Source organism: Bombilactobacillus bombi, assembly GCF_013607485.1.
In the GTDB taxonomy this organism is placed as follows: Bacteria; Bacillota; Bacilli; order Lactobacillales; family Lactobacillaceae; genus Bombilactobacillus; species Bombilactobacillus bombi_A.
The window spans coordinates 1-17166 of the sequence record NZ_SCHP01000026.1; the positions used below are offsets into that span (position 1 = coordinate 1).

Genomic DNA, 17166 nt, shown 5'->3' on the forward strand with positions numbered 1-17166 from the left:
GCCTTTTAGTTTTTAAAAATTGTGCATATATTATTTTAATCATTCAGATTTGTCCTTTTTTAGATTTATTATATAAATATAAAAAATTAAAAGAAACAAACAATCCAAAACAGAAATAACTAATATATTAGGTGTATTTATTACTTGTGCAAGCTTATCCGTTGACTTTAAAAAAGTACCGTTAGGATGAATTTTCAGGATAGAAGCCATGAACCTCAAATTAAGACTCCATGGATATAAAATCCATAACTTACTAGTTGAAACAATGGAAGCTGCAAGTCCTGCAATAAAATTTATGATAATAACAAATATATTGTTGAAAACATATTTTAAAATAAAACTAATTAACATTATTGGTATGCTTCCAATTAGTAATGCCAAACTAGCCATCAATAGCTGGCTTAATAGTATATATTGGCCAAGTAGTTTGCAGATAATAAAAGTCAGTACAGAGGAAATTAGTATAATTATAGCGGTTTCTATTACTACTACAAAACACTTTGATAGATAAAAATTAATTAACTTATAGTCACACATTTTATTTAATATAATATGATGACTATATTCTTTATTTATTATATTACACACAAACAATGAAATAATAGAAGGTAGAATCATTAATGGATACCAATTAAATGCTGCTGCTACAAAATTGCTTCTTCCATTAGGGCTTGGCCCCATTAATAGGTTCATTACTAAACTAAAAAGAGCAAAAATAATAGGAACAATAATTAAAAGCTTACTATTTGCAGATCTTTTTTCTTTTAATAATTCTGTTTTAATTTCATGAATAATCATTTTTTAATTTTTCCTCTTTTATAGTTTGCATAAAGATATTTTCAAGATTATTTGTTCCCTTTTGATTTTCAGATTCATATTTTAAATAGCCATTAACAATTATTCCTATTTTATCTGATATTTGTTGTACTTCAGTAAGTATGTGACTAGAAACTATAACGGTTTTTCCTTCTCTTGATAATGAAATTATATAATCTCTTAATTCTTGTATTCCAATAGGATCCAAACCGTTTGTAGGTTCATCTAAAATTAGAAGTTTCGGTGAGTTTATCATAGCCATACCGATACCAAGCCGTTGTTTCATACCTAGAGAAAAATTTTTAACTAATTTGTTTTTAGCTTGTTGTAATTTTACTATAGTTAAGACTTCATCAATTCTACTTTCTCTAATATCTAATAATATAGTTAATATTTTTAAATTTTCATAAGCTGTTAAATTAGGATAGATTGCAGGGCCTTCAATCATAGCACCGATTCTTTTTAATACATTTTTATTCCATAATTTACCTTCAAATAAAATTTCACCAGAGGTTTTATTCCATGCACCTGTTAATATTTTTAGCAAAGTGGATTTTCCAGCTCCATTGGGTCCTAAAAGCCCATAGACAGAGTTTTCAGCAACATGAATCGAAACACCATGTAATATTTCATTTTTTTTAATTTTTTTTGTTAAATTATTTGTTTCCAAAATGTTATTCAAATTTTATCTCCATTTTATAATTTTATAGTCAATTTAATAAATACCTAAATTATACATATATCTAGGAACATACACGTAGTGCTTGTTAATTTTTTGATAGTATCCACAATAAACATTGTTTTAACCTTGTGTGTAACCCAGCTAGGGAAAGAGCAAGATTATGTTTAATACCACAAAGATTATTCCAAATGGTGGTGTAGCTACTTTAATATTAATTATTAACTTGAGAATCTGATTGCATATTTTTACGATTCGACACCAAAAAATTAATCTCTTACAACGCTAACTTTTGTTTTAATGGCTAATTCAAATAGCCTGACTAGCTAATAAATGTGCTGATTGGTAATTTTTGCCGCCATAATAAAGTTAAAAGTTAAAAGTTAATGGTTGGACATCGGTCAGCTTAAATATCTGAATATTAATACGCTTTTTAATAGCTAAAAGAACAAACCGTTGATAAAGCAACGTCAAGACTAACATCAATAATCTAGGTAGGAATTGTCAAATGTCTGCTGGTTGGTTAAACTAATGATAATATGATGCAGACTTCACTTCTCCAAAGTCTAGTCTATTCAGGACTTTTTATGTAATATCCTCAAACGTTATTATGCATATTATAACATAAAGTGATAAAAATAAATCGCAGGTTCTATAATTAATCCAAACAGCATTAATCTAAAAAACTCAAAGTAATTCCTTTACAATGGTAGTTACGACACAAACCATGAAAGTAGAGATTACTTTGGGAACTACTACTTTATCACAGTTTGACCGCGGAGCGAGAGCTCTTTTACTCCAATAAGATAAATTAACTTTTGATTGCCAGAGGACCTGCCTGATCGCAACTGGCGCCGCCAGCGCTGCCAAGAGACACGTGGACAATATCAAACCGGCACCAGTATTGAGCAACGGCCAGAGTTTGGTCATTGGGAAGTCGATACGGTTTTATCCAGTCGTGGGCAAAGTAAGGCTTGTTTAGTGACGTTTGTCGAATGCAGCAGTCGCTTACTTTGGGCTCTGAAAGCTCCAGATCGTACGGACCAGTCTTTAAACCAGGCTTTTGTGAGCTTTATGCAGCGTTTTGGCAGCACAGTGAAAAGCCATTACGGTAGATCATGGTAAAGAATTTGCCAAGTATCAAAGCTTGGAACAGTATTATGGCTTAACTGCTTATTTCTGTCATCCTTATTCACCTTGGGAACGGGGGCAGCAATGAGTATTTTAACCGCAAGCTGCGCCGGTTCTTTCCGAAGAAAACGAGCTTTGAGCAAGTGACTGCTGATCAAGTGTTGGAAGCTGTTGAACTGATCAATAATCGGCCTTTAAAGCTGCACAATTATCGGACTGTCATTGAAGTTTTTAGAGCTTGTTCTGATTAAACTTGTAATCTGCCTTATAAAAAAACCAGAGCAATTTTACTCTGGTATTTTTGGTATTTAAAATTATTTTATTAACTAATAGGCAAGATTAATTGTGAATGAGTACAATCAATTTGGTAAGTGATTGCCTGATTACCTCTGATTGTCATTGCAAAATCAGTCGCATAAATTATCAGTCCCAGCTGATGCCCTGGAAGTAAGCGGTAATGTGTTGGTTGTAAGGTTAGATTGACCTCATAAAACTCACCGGGAACAATGGGTACGACTCGTGTACGACTCTGTCGATTTTGTAAATTCATATGTCCGAGAGTAATCAGCTGGAATGAGCTTTTAGAACGTGCTAACTGGTATTCACGTAAATCTTCTTTTTGGTAATGATAGCCTAGATCAAAAGCCTGTGTTTCTAAAGTCTGCGGCAATTTTGTTAGGCGTTGACAATCACCATAATCAACTAAGCGACAGCTTAAAAGTCCGACGTTTTGATCACTAGCAATTCGCAATCGAACTTGTGGGCGCCCATCTAGAACTAGTGGTTTAGTTTGTTTTACTGTTTTAAAAATTAGCCGTGTTGCTGCTAAGTCAGAATCATTCTGCATGAGAGCTGCTTGCCAACTATCTAGATGCTGAGTGTAGTAATGAAATTTATCGGGAATTAAATAATCACAATATCTTTGTGGTGCTAAATCTGGGGGCACTGGTTTAGTTTGCAATTGGTCATCTTGTAAATAAAATATCTGTTTTGAATTATTAAGACTGCCCCAATCGGTTTGCTGATGCCAGGTTTCTGCTGCAGCATTATCTTGAATTAAAACATCCGGCAAAATCTTTTCAGCCTGATTATCAATTTCGTATAATTCATGGGTAAGCCATAGATTCATCATATCGGTGTAATCTAATGAACGAAAGTTATTAATATAAATATGCGGTCCTTGGTGCAATATGAGTTTTTTTGTTATTGGCAGATTTTTAAGAGCATGCCAAAATTTATAAGCATTCTTGGGTTTAACATTCCAATCATTTAGGCCATGAACAATAACTATGTCTGCTGTAATATGGTCAATATCGTTGCGGTAATTTCGTTGATCCCAAAAATCATTATAGTTACCAGTAGAACGTTCTTGATCGTGAGTTAATTTTTGTAAGTGCTGTTGCCAAGTTGATTGTATTTGATAAAAATCGCCCGCCTGTTTTTGCCGTGAAAAAGTTTCTTCAGCCAAGACATCAGCATCTTCACCGGGAAACCCGCCGGGGGCTACTACTAGGCCATTTTCACGATAATAATCATACCAACTTGAGATTGCTGCTTCGGCAATAATTGTTTTTAATCCAGCAACACCACTAGTAGCAGCGGCTATTGCTAACGTTCCTAAATATGAACGTCCGGTCATTGCAATATGATGATTACACCACCATGCAGTAATGCTAATTTGTTGGGTTTTATCAGTAAAGGCTTGGCGACTTCCATTGAGCCATTCAATAATAGCAGTTGTGGACTTAGTTTCCTGCTCATCACCACAAGTACGCAAGCCCTGAGAATCTTTAGTTCCGATTCCTGCTGCATAGACGACTGCAAAACCCCGCGCCAAAAAATAGTCATTCAGACTATAACTAAAACTATTGCCAAAACTTGCTTGTGCCTGGGTAGTTTGTCCTTTGTTGACCCGAGCTTGCGGCAGGGGAAGAGTTGAAGAGACATGAGAGTTTAATGTAGAATTTGTGGTTGTTTTTGGCTGTAAAGCTACATTAACATTATGTGTCATTTTTTCGCCGGCAATGTCATTGGTTCCTTGATTATAAGGCGATGCTGTATAAAGAGCTGGAACCGGTTGTTGATTAGATTCGTGTGGACGAACAATTTCAACTTTTAGTAAATCTCTTTGACCATCATGATCACTGTCAAGACTTGCTTCAACATATACTACTTCATGAATTAATTTTTGCGTATCATAAACTGCTTGAGCCTTCCCATTAAAAATTAGCGGTCGTTCTGTTTGTGGATCGAGCGCTAATTTTTGAAAATAGCCCCGGCTTGTAAGTTCATCTAAAAATGTTTGTCCATGAACGGTGTGGGTAATTAAAAGCTGGTACCAACCATGCGCTAATTCTGGGGTAGTTAATTGTGTGTTCTTAAATTGGGGATAATGGAGTTGAGAGTTGATTTTTAGTGGCTGGTCTAAATCAAAATCTTGTCCTACTTCAAAGCCTAATAATTGAAAATAGAGATTGTAAAAGGCTTGAGAATTTACAATAGGCTGCTGCAAATATTCTGCAGCATTTTGTTTTGAAGTGGCCATTAAAGTTTTTAATTGTTCCTTTTGGGCTGTGGCAGTTGTCAATTCAGGAAAACTAGCCTGTAAAAGTTGCTGTAATGCTTGTTGAGGTGTTGACTTTAAAAAATCATCAGAAATAAATTTGATTCTTTTTAATTCGTTAATTTCTTGTGCCAGCGTTGTAGGTTTAATCGCAAATTGATTTAATTTCATAAAAACCTCCTGTTTATTAACAGTATACTGCTATTGATACTTGGCTAAAACTTTTGAACGTGCCATAATAACAATAATTTATGAGGAGATAATTAAATGGCTCAAGCATTAATTGTGATTGATTTGCAAAATGAATGAGCACAAATTGCTCATTGTCGGCAAGTAGTCACGGTAGTTAATCAGCGAATAGCTATTTATCGACAACAGCAGCAACCGATAATTTTTATCCAGCATATTGAATCTCCTACTATGGCAATTGGTTCTCATGGTTGGCAATTGCTGACTGATTTGCAATCGCAGCCGAAAGATATTTATTTTATTTGTCTAATTTAATAACCTTCGTGTTGGGCAATAAAGTGGCGATAGGCCGCATCTTCGGAGGTTGCTGTAATTTTAATATTATGAGGCGTAAGATTATGATGTAAATCTGCTTCATCTATCTCTAAATAATGAGTAATGGTGGCATTTCCAATAAGTTCAATCCAATAATTATCGTCATTTTGATGGACACGAGTTTGGACATAGCCGCCAGGATTATAAATTGTTAGTAGTTGATCAAAAATATTTGCTGAGGGATTATTCAAGGCAAAAGCTAAACTGGTAGCCGACATTCCAGTACCGCAAGCATTAGTAAAACCAACTCCACGTTCAAAAGTCCTTACAAAAAGTGTCTTTTCATTAATAATTCTTGCAAAGCTCACATTAACCCCATCAGGAAAATATGGATTTGGTTGATTTAATTTAGTCCCGAGATGTTCAAGCAGGTTACTTTCTAAAGTATCAGCACTGACAAAACTAATCAAATGGGGATTAGGTACTGCTACCGCAGTAAATTTTAAATCTGTTGCTAAAACTGGTACTGCAGTATTAATGAGCTGATTGGTACCTAAATTAGTAAAGGGAAGGTCGGAAGCTTCAAAACTAACAGGGCTAATTTCTACACTCATAGCTTTAACATTGGCTGACCAATCTGGCTGGCAGCTAACTTGTAAGTCGGCTTGCGCGGTTTCAACGATAAAATCTTTTTGATGATATTTTTCAGCTAAGTAACGCCCTACAGTACGTAAGCCATTGCCACACATGGAAGCAATAGTACCATCAGTGTTGATTACTTGCATTTTACCTAAAGCTTTTGGATGCTGCGATTGACTAACTACTAAGAGCCCATCAGCACCTCCTAGTATTCCAGTGTGAACATTAGTTAAGTGCCTTGTTAAAGTAATCAATTCGTTTTCGGTAAGCGGTTGTTGCAGAGTAGTTTGATCAAGTAAAAAAAATTGATTCTGGGATCCATGAACTTTTTGCAGTTTCACCATTTTTCTGTACTCCTTTATTTAATGATTGAAAAATTGTTGATAAATTTGCGATACCGTAATAGCAGCATCAGCTTGTTTAGTACCCAGCATAATGGAAATTCTTGAGGCGCCTTGGTTAATCATATGAATAGCAACATGATTCTTCGCTAAGGGCTGAGTAATTTGATTCATTACGCCAATTTTATTACGCATACCTTCACCGACAACCATAATAATCGCATAGTCGTCAATCCATTCAAGATAATCCGGTTTTAAAACTGCTTTCACTTCTTGACACAACTGTTGGCGTAATTTTTCTGTAAATTGACGTTTGTCAAAAATTACCGTTAAATCATCAATTCCAGAAGGCATATGTTCATAAGAAATATTATATTGATAAAAAATTTGCAGTAATTTCAAAGTGAAACCGACTTCTTTATTTAATAAATAACGATGCAAATATAAGGCCGCAAAATGATTAGAACTGGCAACTCCAGTAATAATATTTTGGGGATGAAAGTGTTGTTCTGGAACAATCATAGTGCCTGGCAGGTTAGGGTGATTAGTATTCTTAACGTTGATGGGAATTTGACCTTCAATTGCTGGAATCAAAGCTTCATCATGAAAAACAGAAAATCCAGCATATGATAATTCTCGAAGTTCCCGATAAGTCATAACTTTAATTGCTGTTGGCTGTTTGACAATTTGAGGGCTAGCAGCATAAATAGCGTTCACATCGGTGAAATTTTCATAAAGCTCTGCTTGTAAACCACGAGCCCAAATGGCTCCGGTAATGTCTGATCCGCCCCGAGAAAAAGTAGCAATCTGTCCCTTATGGGTAACCCCGTAAAAACCGGGTACAATCAGCAAATCTTGGACATGTTGCCACTGCTTTAAATTCAGATAGGTTTGATCTAGCACTTGGGCGTCATTAGCAACATCACTGACTAATAAGCCTGCTGTTTGCGGATCCAAAAAGCGAGCTGAGATATTTTGCTGCTGTAAAATTATAGTTAACAGCTGAGCATTAATTTTTTCGCCATGGGCTTTAAAGGCCGCCATTAGATAATCAGTATTACTATAAGTATTAACAGCTAAATCCTTAAGCTCTGTTTTTAAAGGTAGTAATAATTTTTGTGAAATTGCAAAATAATCAGCAATTTCTTGATAACGTGACCAAATTTGCTCCATGATTGCTGTATAATTTTCTTGTTGGATGACAGTTTGGGCGTATTTAATTAATAAATCTGTTACTTTTGTATCTCCGGTAAATCTTTTACCTGGAGCTGACGTGACAATTAATTTCCTTGCAGGATCTGCGTGAATAATATTAATTACTTTTTGAAATTGTTCCCCATTGGCCAAGGAACTACCGCCAAATTTTACAACTTTCATAAACAATACCTTTCTTCTGGATTAAAATAGTTTAAATATGATTAGCTTGAATTTTAACATTTTAATCTAATTTGGCAACAGCTAATTATTAACATTGCTCTAGACTCCAGCTGGAATAGGCTTTTAGAAAAGGATGCGAAAAATTTATTCACTTTTTGATTAATAAATTATTAAAACTATTGACTTTAGCATTAATTAATAATAAGATTTTTATTAATCGAAGAGGTCGCAATCAACATGATTAGCTAGCGGAACTCCTGCAAGAGTGTAGAATCTAGCAAAAGGGGCGATTGCCGAAGCGTTAATTATTGCAGTAATTAATTAGCTGGGACACAATCTAATAAATTGTGGACTGTCGCAAATTTTAATTTGCGGAGCGCTATCGACAAAATTGATACCAGAGAATAAAATTATTTGAGGGACTCTTTTGTTTGCAGCTGCGCAAAAGAGTTTTTTTATGCTAAAAATTAATGGAGGTGGTTGGATGCCGGAATTTCAAACTAATACTCAAGGACATTTAACAATTGGCGGTTTAGACGCTTTGGAGCTGGCTAAAGAGTATAAAACACCTTTAGTAGTTTATGATGTAGCACAAATTCGGCAACAATATCAGGCCTTTCAAGATGCTTTTATCAAAGAAAATTTAGATTATGCCATTAGTTATGCTAGCAAGGCTTTTTCTGCGATTGCTATGTACCAATTGATTAAACAATTGGGCGGTCATATTGATGTTGTATCTGGTGGCGAGTTATTTACCGCCATGCAGGCAGATTTTCCAATGTCTAAAGTCAGTTTTCATGGTAATAATAAGACTTATCAAGAATTACTTTTAGCTGTACAAAATCAAGTCGGTGCCATCATTCTTGATAATTTTTATGAGATTGAATTATTGAGTCAGATTTTACAGTCAACTAAGAAAAAAATTAAGGTAATGCTGAGGGTTACGCCGGGCATTAGTGCACATACTCATCAATATGTTCAAACTGGTCAAGAAGATAGTAAATTTGGGTTTGACATTCGGAGTGGACAAGCAGAAAAGGCTTTAGTTCAAGTGTTGTCAAATCCACAAATGCAGTTAATTGGTCTGCATGCTCACATCGGATCACAAATTTTAGAAGTGGATGGTTTTGAATTAGAAATACAAAAATTAATGCAACTGGTGTCTGACTGGTCACAAAAATATCAATATCAACCAGATATTTTGAACTTAGGTGGCGGTTTTGGCATTAGTTATACTCAAGCTGACACCCCCTTGACTCCGGCTACTTTTATCCATGCTATCAGCCAAACTGTTCGCACCAATGCGCAAAAGTTTAATTTAAAAATTCCTACAATTTGGATTGAACCAGGACGCTCGATTGTCGGATCTGCTGGTTATAGTCTTTATACTATTGGTGCCCGTAAAGATGTTCCTAATTTGCGGCCATATATTAGTGTTGATGGTGGGATGGGTGATAATATTAGACCTGCACTTTATCAAGCCCAATATGAAGCGGTTTTGGCGCGGGCACCTCTGCAAGAACCACAAGAAGAAGTACGTTTGGCGGGGCGGTATTGCGAATCTGGTGATATTTTAATTGATTCACTAAATTTGCCTGTAACCCATTCAGGAGATATTATCGCCGTTTTAGCTACCGGAGCCTATGGTTATAGTATGGCCTCTAATTATAATCGTGTTGGTCGGCCAGCGGTAGTCTTTGTAGAAAATCAACAATCTCAAATCGTGATTAAGCGCGAAAGCTATGCGGATTTAGTTAGAAATGACTGCTTTTACCATTTAAAAAAGGATGATTAAAAATGAAACACTTAAGTGCTGCAGAAATTATTAATTTTATTGGTACTGCACCCAAAAAAACTCCGGTCAAAATCTATGTTAAAGGCCAATTATCTCAGTTAACCTGGCCTCAAGAAGTTAAGAGCTTTACCGAAACAACTAGCGGGGTGGTCTTTGGTGATTGGGCAGTTTTGAAGCCTTTTATTGAGCAACATGCAAAAGAAATTGTTGATTACCAAATAGAAAGCTGGAGTCGTAATTCAGCAGTGTCCTTATTAGATACCAAAGATATTAAGGCCCGAATTGAGCCGGGTGCTATTATTCGTGATCATGTAACTATTGGGGATAATGCAGTTATTATGATGGGAGCAGTAATTAATATTGGTGCTGAAATTGGTCCGGGTGCTATGATTGATATGAATGCCGTATTAGGCGGACGCGCTGTAATTGGAGCCAATACGCACGTTGGCGCCGGGGCGGTAGTTGCCGGGGTGATAGAACCAGCATCTGCGCAGCCAGTCACAATTGGTGATAATGTTTTAATTGGTGCTAATGCTGTTATTTTAGAAGGAGTACAAATCGGTGCGAAAGCAGTAGTAGCTGCCGGGGCAGTTGTGACTAAAGATGTCCCCGCTAATACAGTAGTTGCCGGAGTGCCAGCACAATTTGTTAAGACTAATGATCAACAGACTGCCCAAAAGACAGCGATTGAAAAAGATTTAAGAAAGTTGTGAGGATATGGCAATATTAACTGCAGAACAACTAATTCAGATTCGCCGTCAGCTCCATCAAATACCGGAATTAGCTTTACAAGAACATCAAACGCACCAATTTTTACAAAAAGTGATTGCTCAATTTAATCAACAATATTTACAAATTCGTACAGTACCACAATCACCGACCGCCCTATTAGTTTTAGTACAGGGGTCGCATCCGCAAAAAACTATTGGCTATCGCGCCGATATGGATGGTCTACCAGTACAAGAAGCAACAGGTTTGGAGTTTGCTTCAAAATATTCAGGGAAAATGCACGCCTGTGGTCATGATTTACATATGACTGTAGCTTTAGGTATTTTAAATTATTTTAGTGAACATCAGCCCCAAGATAATTTGTTATTCTTTTTTCAGCCAGCTGAAGAAAGTCAAAATGGTGGCAAATTGGCCTATGAACAAGGAGTTTTTGAAGGCGCTTGGCGTCCCGATGAATTTTATGCGCTGCATGTAACGCCAGATTTAGCGGCCGGGACGATTGGCTGTCGGATGGGAACTTTGTTTGCAGGTACAACTGAAATTGATATTGATCTGATTGGCCAAGGCGGACATGCTGCTTATCCTCAACAAGCCAAAGATATGGTGGTCGCATCCGCGGCGTTGATTATGCAGATACAGACTATTATTTCACGCAATGTTGACCCAATTGAGGGCGGCGTAATTACAATTGGCAAAATTCAAGCTGGGACAATTCGTAATGTTATTGCCGGTCAGGCTCATTTGGAAGGAACCATTCGCGGACTAACGCAAAAAATGATTGAACACATCGACCAGCGCTTGCAAGAAGTAGGGTCCGGCATTGCTCGCAGTTTTGACGCTCAAGTAAATATTCAACTACATCAGGGAGGCTATTGGCCTGTCGAAAATAATCCCCGTTTAACAGCTGAATTTATTGATTATATGCAGAATAATCCGGAAATTCATTATCAAGAAACCCAACCGGCCATGACTGGCGAAGACTTTGGCTATTTATTGGCACAATTTCCAGGAACAATGTTTTGGCTAGGGGTGCAAGACAGCTCACAGCTACATTCGGCAACATTCAATCCGCGAGAAACTGCGATTACAGCGGGAGTCAAAGCTATGATTGGTTTTTTCAAGCAACATATGCAGACGAACTAATTAAAGGAGGAAATAAAAATGGTTGACTTTAAAAATGCTGATTTAATGACAGCAATTATTACACCCTTTACAGCTAGTGGTGAAGTAGATTATCCTGGATTAGAACAGTTAATTGAACATCTTTTGGCAACTGGCACACGTGGATTTGTGGTTGGAGGTACTACCGGCGAAGCTGCTACAATGACTCATGATGAAAAAATCGAGTTATATACACGCTTTGCACAAATGGTTGCAGGACGGGTGCCGGTCATTGCGGGGACTGGCAGCAATAACACCCGGCAGACCAGTGATTTTACCCACGAAGTTAGTCAAATTAAAGGCATTGATCTCGCCTTAGTCGTAGCGCCGTATTACAATAAACCAAATCAGCGAGGAATCAAAGCTCACTTTGAGGCTGTCGCCAAAAATTCCCAAATACCTTTGATGATTTATAACATTCCTGGTAGAACTGGCATTACAATTGCCAAACAAACTATTGTGGAACTTTCTCATAATCCGAAAATTGCTGGTGTTAAACAGTGTACTGATTTAGAAGATTTAGAATATATCGTAGAACATGCCGCTCCAGATTTTATGGTATATACCGGCGAAGATTCACAAGCCTTAACAGCAAAAATTTTAGGGGCGTGGGGAGTGATTTCAGTAGCTGCCCATATTTATGGTAGTACGATGCGTACAATGTATGATGAATTAAATAAAGGACATGTAGCCGCTGCGGGGCAGTTACAGCGTCGCTTAATGCCTAAAATGCAGGCCTTATTTATGTATCCATCGCCTTCTCCTGTAAAAGCAGTGTTAACTGCCCAAGGTTTTGCGAGTGGAAGTTGCCGTTTGCCAATTGTTGATTTAAACGATGCTGAAAAGCAGCAGTTAGCTGCGGCTTTGAATTTACCGGCGAATGCTTTAACCCAGCATTTGCCTGCAGAATTAGGAGTCGATGAATAATGAAAAGAGTTATTATTGCCGGTATAACTGGCTCAATGGGTCAAAAAACAGCACAACTAGTTCAAAAACAGCAAGATTGTCAATTAGTGGGAGCCTTTGCGCCTCAAGCAAGCCAATGTTCGGATTTACCGGCAGAGACCGCAGTTTTTGATGAGTTGGCAGATATTGATATTCAAGCTGATATTTGGATTGATTTTACTACGCCTCAAGCGGTTTTTCAAAATACTAAGTTTGCGCTTGAACACCAAATGCACCCCATAGTTGGAACCAGCGGCTTAGCTAATGACCAAATTCAGCAATTACAATCTTTGGCAAAAGAACAACATCTGGGGGGAATTATTGTTCCTAATTTTGGATTATCGGCGGTTTTATTGATGAAATTTGCCCAAGAGGCTGCCCAGTATTTTCCAGATGCGGAAGTTATTGAAATGCATCATCAAGATAAATTAGATGCTCCATCAGGAACTGCTATTAGTACCGCCCAATTAATTGCTCAAAGTCGAAAAAAAAATCCTGATGTTCCTGAAAGTGCTAGTGCTGCTCGCGGAGCTGATTATGATGGTGTTAAAGTGCATTCAGTACGTTTGCCAGGCTATCTTGCTCACGAACAGGTCTTGTTTGGCGGGGTCGGGGAAGCCTTAACTATTCGTCAGGATTCTTTTGATCGCTCTTCTTTTATGCAAGGAGTACAACTAGCTTTAAATAAAGTATTAGATTTAAATGAACTATTAGTAGGATTAGAAAATTTATTATAAGGGGTTTAAAATATGCCGCAATTAGCTGCTGACTTAGATCAAATAACACATACACGTTTAGAAAATATTGCTCCATCAGGAATTAGAGCCTTTGCACAAAAAGTTGAGAAGATTCCTGATTTAGTTAAATTAACTTTAGGGGAACCAGATTTAAATACTCCCGAACATGTCAAAGAGGCAGCGGTTCAAAGTATTATCGCCAATGATTCACACTATTCTGCCCAAGCCGGCAAACCAGAATTGCGAAAAGCAATTGCTAACTACTTATATCGCTCTCAGAAATTAAAATACAATTTTGAAAAGGAGGTTGTAGTGACCGTTGGGGCAACTGAAGCTATTACGGCAACTATGCTGGCCTTATTTCAACCAGGAGACCAAATAATTGTTCCCACGCCTTCTTATGCCTTATATTTTCCAATAATTCAATATACAAAAGCCCAGTTAGTTGCGATTGACACTTCTAATAGTAACTTTGTATTAACACCTACCGCTTTAGAGCAAACTTTACAGCAACATCCACAAGCAAAAGCAATTTTACTTAATTATCCGACTAATCCAACTGGCCGTGAATATTCGGATGATGTTTTACAACAATTGGCTGCCATCATTCAAAAGCATCACTTATATGTAATTTCGGATGAAATTTATAGTGAATTAACTTATGAAAAAGAGCATGTGTCCATTGCCCGTTACGTCCCAGAGCGAACTTTATTAATTAATGGAGTTTCTAAATCTCATGCGATGACAGGTTATCGGATTGGTTATGTTACTGGTCCTGAGCAACTAATTAAAATCATTAAAAAAATGCATGCTTTTTTGGTAACGGCGCCCTCTAATCCGGCCCAAGCCGCAGCCACTGAAGCACTTGTAAATGGTGATGCTGATCCTCTTGCTGCTCGTAAAATCTATCAAAAAAGACGAGATTATGTAATGCAATCATTACAAGAAATGGGCTTAGAAGCTATCGCAAGTGAAGGGGCCTTTTATATTTTTGTGAAAATTCCAGCAGCTTATCACCAAGATGATGAGGCCTTTGCCTGGGATTTAGCAACTAAGGCTAAAGTTGGTGGCACTCCTGGCAGTGCCTTTGGTGAAGGCGGCCAAGGTTATATACGTTTTTCTTATGCTACCAGTGATGAGAATCTCCATCTGGCAATGCAGCGTATTAAAAAGTTCTTAACAATGGAGGTTAATTAATTATGAAAAGATATGTGGTAGCTATTTTAGGAGCAACAGGAGCGGTAGGAAGTCGCTTAATTAGTGAATTGGAGCAGTCAAAAATACCAGTTGCTACCGTGAGATTTTTAGCTTCTAAACGGTCGGCTGGTAAAAAATTACATTTTAAAAATCGCGAGATTATTGTCGAAGAAGCGACACCTGACTCATTTAGCGGGGTCGATTTGGTACTATCTTCAGCAGGTGGCGCCGTCTCTAAAAAGTTATTACCGGAAGCAGTTAAACGAGGAGCTGTTTGTGTAGACAACACGAGTGCTTTTCGGATGGATGACCAAGTTCCATTAATTGTACCAGGAGTTAATGATGATCAATTAGCTTGTCATCACGGTATTATTGCCAACCCTAATTGTTCGACTATTCAAATGGTAGCTGCTTTAGCACCACTGCATCAGCGCTGGGGCTTGGAACAGATCATCGTCTCCACTTATCAAGCAGTATCTGGAGCAGGGCAATCCGCTTGGAACGAAATGCTTCAGCAAGCCCAAGCACGTTTAAATGGTGAAGAGGGCAAGGCTAATATTTTGCCCACAGCTTCTGACAAAAAACATTATCCGTTAGCATTCAATTTGTTACCACAAATTGATGTCTTTGAAGACGACGGTTATAGTCATGAAGAATGGAAAATGATTCATGAAACTAAGAAAATTTTATTTAATGATCAGGATTCATCTCGAGCCAAAGTAACGGCTACTTGTGTGCGTGTACCAGTAGAAATTGGACATGGAGAATCTATTTATTTCTCTCTAGAAGATAAAAGCGCCACAGTGGCTGAAATTCGCAAGGAAATTGCTCAAGCTCCTGGTTTAGTTTTGCAAGATAATCCGCAAGAGCAGCTTTATCCACAACCGTTATCGGCAGCTGGTAAAAAAGAAACCTTTGTTGGCCGTATCCGGGAAGATTTGGAAAATGCTGGAGCTTTTCAAATGTGGGTAGTGGCAGATAATCTGTTAAGAGGCGCCGCCAGCAATACTGTAGAGATTGCTGAAGAGTTAGTTAAAAAAGATTTAGTTAAAGTGCCTAATAATTAAGTACACTTACTTGAAAGTTAAATATAAATAGCATTAGCAGCAGCTGTGTGCAATATTTTGCTAATGGCCGTAATGCAGGGTAATTTACTAGATTCACGATAATCAAGAATCTGCAAATATGGAGTTGGACATAAAATTGCCCAACTCCATATTGTTTTAAAAAACAAATGGTTGCTGTAATAATTGGCGTAAGTATTTTTTACGCCTTTTAAGACTCGAATCACCAATATGACCAAAATTTTGCCACTGCGCCTTTTTAATGCCAATTTGCCTTAAGGTTTTGTTAATAAAGATTTTTTGAAGTGCATTACCAGCAAACAAACGTAAATAAAAAGTAGGTGAAGTTGACGTGGTTAAGACATAGGCTTTTTTGATATTAGTTAACTCGCCTTTTATTCCGGTTTTAGTAACGGTATGAGACAAACCCGGCCCCTCTTTCATGACCTTATCAATAAATCCCTTTAACATGCCGGGTATTTCATTCCACCAAATTGGTGTAATAAAAACAATTCCTTGGCAATTTCGTAGTAAATCGAGATATTTAGTTACTAAGGGATCATGAGTTTGACCTGTATGAAAAAGGCGTAATTCTTCTTGATCATATACTGGCGTAAATTTATCAGCATATAAATCAATTAAAGTATATTCTTGTCGGTGTTGGTGTAAATTATGTTGCACTGCTGCAAGTTCCGCGTGATTAAAACTATGTGCGTAAGGGTGGCAATAGATTATTAAAATATTATTTTGTAACATATTTATTCTCCTAAAAATTGTTTGAGTGTACTTTTTAATAAATTGCGATCTGGCAGTACTATTTTATTTTTAATTAAAAAACCATATCCTTGAATAAATGACCAAATCTTAATAAAGAATTCATCGCGTTCATGAGGATTAAAAACTAATTGAACAATAATTTGTTGTGTTAAGTTATATAATTCAAAATCATTGGCTTCAGTAGTATTACTCTGATAAAGATAATTGACACTAGGATTAAAAAATAAAAAATCCATAACTTCAGGTTGCTCTTGAAAATAAGTTAATAATGACCAGCCCAGTTGCAGCAAAGCCTCTTGAGAATTAGGAGCTGTTTTAATTTTGGTATAAATATTTTGATAAATATCATGAGATAATTGCTTACTTACAATTTTAAACAAGTCGTCCTTGTCTTTAAAATGCTTATAAAAGGCACCCGTAGTCAGGCCTAATTGGCGTAAAAGTGGTCGTAAGGAAAAACTTTGCCAAGATTTTTGGCTGATTTCTTGAATAGTTAAATCAATAATTTTTGTCTTTGTATTATTTTGGCTCATTGCTATCCACTCCTTATTATCTACAATTATTGATTATATTGCGGTCTTTTTGTCAGTAATATTTTCTCCAATAGCAATTAGGATAACACTGTTATCCTAAAAAAACAATTACACAAATAAAAATTTGATAACTTTTAAGTTTGTATACAAAAACTAATAAAAAAGTCGAACCCATGCG

14 protein-coding genes, 1 pseudogene and 1 riboswitch are annotated in these 17166 nt (G+C 36.8%); of the genes and pseudogenes, 8 read left to right on the forward strand and 7 right to left on the reverse strand.

Going from position 1 to position 17166, the window contains the following annotated elements:
• Nucleotides 1-39: 39 nt before the first annotated feature.
• Nucleotides 40-798, reverse strand: a complete 759-nt coding sequence (locus EQ827_RS05885) for an ABC transporter permease (RefSeq protein ID WP_181190063.1) — start codon at nt 796-798, stop codon at nt 40-42.
• Nucleotides 785-1498: a lantibiotic protection ABC transporter ATP-binding subunit gene (locus EQ827_RS05890; RefSeq protein WP_181190064.1), complete on the reverse strand. Its 714-nt coding sequence runs from the start codon at nt 1496-1498 to the stop codon at nt 785-787. The genes EQ827_RS05885 and EQ827_RS05890 overlap by 14 nt, the downstream gene beginning before the upstream one ends.
• An 828-nt stretch (nt 1499-2326) precedes the next feature.
• Between EQ827_RS05890 and EQ827_RS09120 the strand changes: the two are divergent.
• Nucleotides 2327-2877 (forward strand): annotated as a pseudogene (locus tag EQ827_RS09120) (IS30 family transposase); the annotation flags it as partial.
• Between the two features lie 71 nt (nt 2878-2948).
• Here EQ827_RS09120 and EQ827_RS05900 read toward each other — a convergent pair.
• The 3 genes from EQ827_RS05900 to EQ827_RS05910 all read right to left on the reverse strand — a co-directional run bounded on the left by EQ827_RS05900 (nt 2949) and on the right by EQ827_RS05910 (nt 8050).
• Nucleotides 2949-5360, reverse strand: a complete 2412-nt coding sequence (locus EQ827_RS05900; RefSeq protein WP_181190066.1) for a Xaa-Pro dipeptidyl-peptidase — start codon at nt 5358-5360, stop codon at nt 2949-2951.
• 329 nt (nt 5361-5689) lie between these two features.
• Nucleotides 5690-6676 (reverse strand): diaminopimelate epimerase, encoded by a 987-nt coding sequence (dapF, locus tag EQ827_RS05905; RefSeq protein WP_181190067.1) that lies wholly within the window; start codon nt 6674-6676, stop codon nt 5690-5692.
• 18 nt (nt 6677-6694) lie between these two features.
• A complete protein-coding gene (locus tag EQ827_RS05910; protein ID WP_181190068.1) occupies nt 6695-8050 on the reverse strand; it encodes an aspartate kinase in 1356 nt (451 codons plus the stop codon).
• Between the two features lie 212 nt (nt 8051-8262).
• Nucleotides 8263-8441: riboswitch (Lysine riboswitch) on the forward strand.
• A 93-nt stretch (nt 8442-8534) separates the two neighbouring features.
• On the opposite strand from EQ827_RS05910, the gene lysA reads away from it, so the two are divergent.
• Genes lysA through EQ827_RS05945 form a run of 7 tightly spaced genes read left to right on the forward strand, consistent with a single transcriptional unit; the run spans nt 8535 to nt 15681 of the window.
• Nucleotides 8535-9845 carry a diaminopimelate decarboxylase gene (gene lysA / locus EQ827_RS05915; RefSeq protein WP_181190069.1) on the forward strand — a complete coding sequence of 437 codons (1311 nt, stop codon included), beginning with the start codon at nt 8535-8537 and terminating at the stop codon, nt 9843-9845.
• Between the two features lie 2 nt (nt 9846-9847).
• Nucleotides 9848-10558 carry a 2,3,4,5-tetrahydropyridine-2,6-dicarboxylate N-acetyltransferase gene (gene dapD, locus EQ827_RS05920; RefSeq protein ID WP_181190070.1) on the forward strand — a complete coding sequence of 237 codons (711 nt, stop codon included), beginning with the start codon at nt 9848-9850 and terminating at the stop codon, nt 10556-10558.
• A 4-nt stretch (nt 10559-10562) separates the two neighbouring features.
• Nucleotides 10563-11717, forward strand: a complete 1155-nt coding sequence (locus tag EQ827_RS05925; protein ID WP_181190071.1) for an N-acetyldiaminopimelate deacetylase — start codon at nt 10563-10565, stop codon at nt 11715-11717.
• Nucleotides 11718-11735: 18 nt separating this feature from the next.
• Nucleotides 11736-12662, forward strand: coding sequence for a 4-hydroxy-tetrahydrodipicolinate synthase (gene dapA / locus EQ827_RS05930; RefSeq protein WP_181190072.1), 927 nt, complete (start codon nt 11736-11738; stop codon nt 12660-12662).
• Nucleotides 12662-13417, forward strand: coding sequence for a 4-hydroxy-tetrahydrodipicolinate reductase (gene dapB / locus EQ827_RS05935; RefSeq protein ID WP_181190073.1), 756 nt, complete (start codon nt 12662-12664; stop codon nt 13415-13417). The genes dapA and dapB overlap by 1 nt, the downstream gene beginning before the upstream one ends.
• Before the next feature lie 12 nt (nt 13418-13429).
• The gene (locus EQ827_RS05940) at nt 13430-14614 is read left to right on the forward strand and encodes an aminotransferase class I/II-fold pyridoxal phosphate-dependent enzyme (protein WP_181190074.1); all 1185 of its coding nucleotides are present in this window, start codon (nt 13430-13432) and stop codon (nt 14612-14614) included.
• A gap of 2 nt (nt 14615-14616) precedes the next feature.
• Nucleotides 14617-15681: an aspartate-semialdehyde dehydrogenase gene (locus tag EQ827_RS05945; RefSeq protein WP_219912653.1), complete on the forward strand. Its 1065-nt coding sequence runs from the start codon at nt 14617-14619 to the stop codon at nt 15679-15681.
• A gap of 156 nt (nt 15682-15837) precedes the next feature.
• On the opposite strand, the gene EQ827_RS05950 is transcribed toward EQ827_RS05945, so the two are convergent.
• Together EQ827_RS05950 and EQ827_RS05955 are read right to left on the reverse strand one after the other, a co-directional pair.
• Nucleotides 15838-16434 carry an NAD(P)H-dependent oxidoreductase gene (locus tag EQ827_RS05950; RefSeq protein ID WP_181190075.1) on the reverse strand — a complete coding sequence of 199 codons (597 nt, stop codon included), beginning with the start codon at nt 16432-16434 and terminating at the stop codon, nt 15838-15840.
• Between the two features lie 2 nt (nt 16435-16436).
• On the reverse strand, nt 16437-16988 hold the full coding sequence (locus EQ827_RS05955) for a TetR/AcrR family transcriptional regulator (protein WP_181190076.1): 552 nt from the start codon (nt 16986-16988) through the stop codon (nt 16437-16439).
• Nucleotides 16989-17166: the final 178 nt, after the last annotated feature.

Excerpts from the sequence above, each read along its gene's own strand:
- EQ827_RS05885 (WP_181190063.1), bottom strand. The coding sequence starts at position 798 with ATGATTATTCATGAAATTAAAACAGAATTATTAAAAGAAAAAAGATCT.
- EQ827_RS05900 (WP_181190066.1), bottom strand. The coding sequence starts at position 5,360 with ATGAAATTAAATCAATTTGCGATTAAACCTACAACGCTGGCACAAGAA.
- dapF (WP_181190067.1), bottom strand. The coding sequence starts at position 6,676 with ATGGTGAAACTGCAAAAAGTTCATGGATCCCAGAATCAATTTTTTTTA.
- EQ827_RS05910 (WP_181190068.1), bottom strand. The coding sequence starts at position 8,050 with ATGAAAGTTGTAAAATTTGGCGGTAGTTCCTTGGCCAATGGGGAACAA.
- lysA (WP_181190069.1), top strand. The coding sequence starts at position 8,535 with ATGCCGGAATTTCAAACTAATACTCAAGGACATTTAACAATTGGCGGT.
- dapD (WP_181190070.1), top strand. The coding sequence starts at position 9,848 with ATGAAACACTTAAGTGCTGCAGAAATTATTAATTTTATTGGTACTGCA.
- EQ827_RS05925 (WP_181190071.1), top strand. The coding sequence starts at position 10,563 with ATGGCAATATTAACTGCAGAACAACTAATTCAGATTCGCCGTCAGCTC.
- dapA (WP_181190072.1), top strand. The coding sequence starts at position 11,736 with ATGGTTGACTTTAAAAATGCTGATTTAATGACAGCAATTATTACACCC.
- dapB (WP_181190073.1), top strand. The coding sequence starts at position 12,662 with ATGAAAAGAGTTATTATTGCCGGTATAACTGGCTCAATGGGTCAAAAA.
- EQ827_RS05940 (WP_181190074.1), top strand. The coding sequence starts at position 13,430 with ATGCCGCAATTAGCTGCTGACTTAGATCAAATAACACATACACGTTTA.
- EQ827_RS05945 (WP_219912653.1), top strand. The coding sequence starts at position 14,617 with ATGAAAAGATATGTGGTAGCTATTTTAGGAGCAACAGGAGCGGTAGGA.
- EQ827_RS05950 (WP_181190075.1), bottom strand. The coding sequence starts at position 16,434 with ATGTTACAAAATAATATTTTAATAATCTATTGCCACCCTTACGCACAT.
- EQ827_RS05955 (WP_181190076.1), bottom strand. The coding sequence starts at position 16,988 with ATGAGCCAAAATAATACAAAGACAAAAATTATTGATTTAACTATTCAA.